This is a genomic window from Stenotrophomonas sp. CFBP 13724 (assembly GCF_014841975.1).
Lineage (GTDB): Bacteria > Pseudomonadota > Gammaproteobacteria > Xanthomonadales > Xanthomonadaceae > Stenotrophomonas > Stenotrophomonas lacuserhaii.
On record NZ_JACYUW010000009.1, the window covers coordinates 1 to 3,480 of the forward strand.

General features: G+C 53.0%; 1 tRNA gene and 2 rRNA genes. All 3 read right to left on the bottom strand.

From position 1 onward, the window contains the following. Positions 1-9 precede the first annotated feature (9 nt). The 3 genes from rrf to IFT63_RS17445 all read right to left on the bottom strand — a co-directional run bounded on the left by rrf (position 10) and on the right by IFT63_RS17445 (position 3,480). Positions 10-124 (bottom strand): 5S ribosomal RNA (gene rrf, locus IFT63_RS17435). A gap of 168 nt (positions 125-292) precedes the next feature. Further along, positions 293-3,173 (bottom strand): 23S ribosomal RNA (locus IFT63_RS17440). A gap of 230 nt (positions 3,174-3,403) precedes the next feature. Further along, positions 3,404-3,480, bottom strand: a tRNA-Ile gene (locus IFT63_RS17445).

Here is a 3,480-nt window from a genome sequence, read left to right on the forward strand (position 1 = left end):
GGGTATAAACCCTGGCGATGACCTACTCTCGCATGGCTTGAGCCACACTACCATCGGCGCAGCTGCGTTTCACTTCCGAGTTCGGGATGGGATCGGGTGGTTCCACAGCGCTAATTTCACCAGGGAGGCTTTTGGAGTGTCGCCGCAGAGCGTGTCTTTGCAGGGAGCGGGCACGAGTGTGCTGGCTTTACAAAGAGACGCGCCTGGGCGCCTGCCTCTCGTTTGGTCTTGTGACGTAGCGTGCACTTGGATCTATCGACATGTCATGTCGGCCAAGGCAACTTGAGGTTATATGGTCAAGCCGCACGGATCATTAGTATCAGTTAGCTCAATACATTGCTGTACTTACACACCTGACCTATCAACCACATAGTCTATATGGTTCCTTCAGGGGGCTTGTGCCCCGGGAGATCTCATCTTGAGGCGCGCTTCCCGCTTAGATGCTTTCAGCGGTTATCGCTTCCGAACATAGCTACCCGGCAATGCCACTGGCGTGACAACCGGAACACCAGAGGTTCGTCCACTCCGGTCCTCTCGTACTAGGAGCAGCCCCTCTCAAATCTCCAACGCCCATGGCAGATAGGGACCGAACTGTCTCACGACGTTCTGAACCCAGCTCGCGTACCACTTTAAATGGCGAACAGCCATACCCTTGGGACCGACTACAGCCCCAGGATGTGATGAGCCGACATCGAGGTGCCAAACACCGCCGTCGATATGAACTCTTGGGCGGTATCAGCCTGTTATCCCCGGAGTACCTTTTATCCGTTGAGCGATGGCCCTTCCATACAGAACCACCGGATCACTAAGTCCTAGTTTCCTACCTGCTTGATCCGTCGATCTTGCAGTCAAGCACGCTTATGCCTTTGCACACAGTGCGCGATGTCCGACCGCGCTGAGCGTACCTTCGAGCTCCTCCGTTACTCTTTAGGAGGAGACCGCCCCAGTCAAACTACCCACCATACACGGTCCCCGATCCAGATTATGGACCTAGGTTAGAACGTCAAGCACGACAGGGTGGTATTTCAAGGTTGGCTCCACTGCAGCTAGCGCCACAGTTTCATAGCCTCCCACCTATCCTACACAGACGAACTCAACGTTCAGTGTAAAGCTATAGTAAAGGTTCACGGGGTCTTTCCGTCTTGCCACGGGAACGCTGCATCTTCACAGCGATTTCAATTTCACTGAGTCTCGGGTGGAGACAGCGCCGCTGTCGTTACGCCATTCGTGCAGGTCGGAACTTACCCGACAAGGAATTTCGCTACCTTAGGACCGTTATAGTTACGGCCGCCGTTTACTGGGGCTTCGATCAAGAGCTTCGCCTTGCGGCTGACCCCATCAATTAACCTTCCAGCACCGGGCAGGCGTCACACCCTATACGTCCACTTTCGTGTTTGCAGAGTGCTGTGTTTTTGATAAACAGTCGCAGCGGCCTGGTTACTGCGACCCTCTTCAGCTATAGCTCGCATGAGCCACCAAAAAGGGTGCACCTTCTCCCGAAGTTACGGTGCCATGTTGCCTAGTTCCTTCACCCGAGTTCTCTCAAGCGCCTGAGAATTCTCATCCTACCCACCTGTGTCGGTTTACGGTACGGTCTGCGTAAGCTGAAGCTTAGGAGCTTTTCCTGGAAGCGTGGTATCAGCGACTTCGCCTTAAAGGCTCGTCTCGGTGCTCGGTCTTGAAGGATCCCGGATTTGCCAAAGATCCAAACCTACCGCCTTTCCCCAGGACAACCAACGCCTGGTACGCCTAACCTTCTCCGTCCCTCCATCGCACTTACGCGAGGTGCAGGAATATTAACCTGCTTCCCATCGACTACGACTTTCGTCCTCGCCTTAGGGGCCGACTCACCCTGCGCCGATTAACGTTGCGCAAGGAAACCTTGGGCTTTCGGCGTGCGGGTTTTTCACCCGCATTATCGTTACTCATGTCAGCATTCGCACTTCCGATACCTCCAGCAGACTTCTCAATCCACCTTCAACGGCTTACGGAACGCTCCTCTACCGCGTACATATAAATATGCACACCCCAAGCTTCGGTTCACTGCTTAGCCCCGTTAAATCTTCCCCGCAGACCGACTCGACCAGTGAGCTATTACGCTTTCTTTAAAGGGTGGCTGCTTCTAAGCCAACCTCCTGGCTGTCTGTGCCTTTCCACATGGTTTTCCACTTAGCAGTGAATTTGGGACCTTAGCTGTGGGTCTGGGTTGTTTCCCTTTTCACGACGGACGTTAGCACCCGCCGTGTGTCTCCCATACAGTCCGTCTCGGTATTCGGAGTTTGCAATGGTTTGGTAAGTCGCGATGACCCCCTAGCCATAACAGTGCTCTACCCCCGAGAGGATACATATGAGGCGCTACCTAAATAGCTTTCGAGGAGAACCAGCTATCTCCGGGTTCGATTAGCTTTTCACTCCTAATCACAGCTCATCCCCGTCTTTTGCAACAGACGTGGGTTCGGGCCTCCAGTACCTGTTACGGCACCTTCACCCTGGCCATGACTAGATCACCCGGTTTCGGGTCTACTGCCCGCGACTATGCGCCCTTATCAGACTCGGTTTCCCTTCGCCTCCCCTATACGGTTAAGCTTGCCACGAACAGTAAGTCGCTGACCCATTATACAAAAGGTACGCAGTCACTCCTTGCGGAGCTCCTACTGCTTGTACGCACACGGTTTCAGGATCTATTTCACTCCCCTCTCCGGGGTTCTTTTCGCCTTTCCCTCACGGTACTGGTTCACTATCGGTCGGTCAGTAGTATTTAGCCTTGGAGGATGGTCCCCCCATGTTCAGACAGGGTTTCACGTGCCCCGCCCTACTCGTCTTCACTGAAATGGCCCTTTCAGATACAGGGCTATCACCTTCTATGGCCAGTCTTTCCAGACTGTTTTCCTAGAACCAAATCAGCTTAAGGGCTAGTCCGCGTTCGCTCGTCGCTACTTACGGAATCTCGGTTGATTTCTTTTCCTCTGGTTACTTAGATATTTCAGTTCACCAGGTTCGCTTCCAGCAGCTATGTATTCACTGCAGGATACCCGCAAGCGGGTGGGTTTCCCCATTCGGACATTACCGGATCAAAGCTTGTTGCCAGCTCCCCGATACTTTTCGCAGGCTGCCACGTCCTTCATCGCCTCTGACCGCCAAGGCATCCACCGTGTGCGCTTATTCGCTTGACCATATAACCGCAAGTTGCCTTGGGTTACATATATGACCTGGGGGTACAAAGCCCAGATACGAAATATAACGACTCAATTAATAAGAAGACATTCAAGTCTTCCGCCTTAGCCTCACGACACGTCAAGATAGATATCTCAAACGCTCGCTACGTCACAAGTTTTAAAAGAACATGTACCGGCCACAGTGCCGATCCATATAAATTAGTAAGTATGCTTTGTCATTCAGAGAATGGTGGGTCTGGGTAGACTCGAACTACCGACCTCACCCTTATCAGGGGTGCGCTCTAACCACCTGAGCTACAGACCC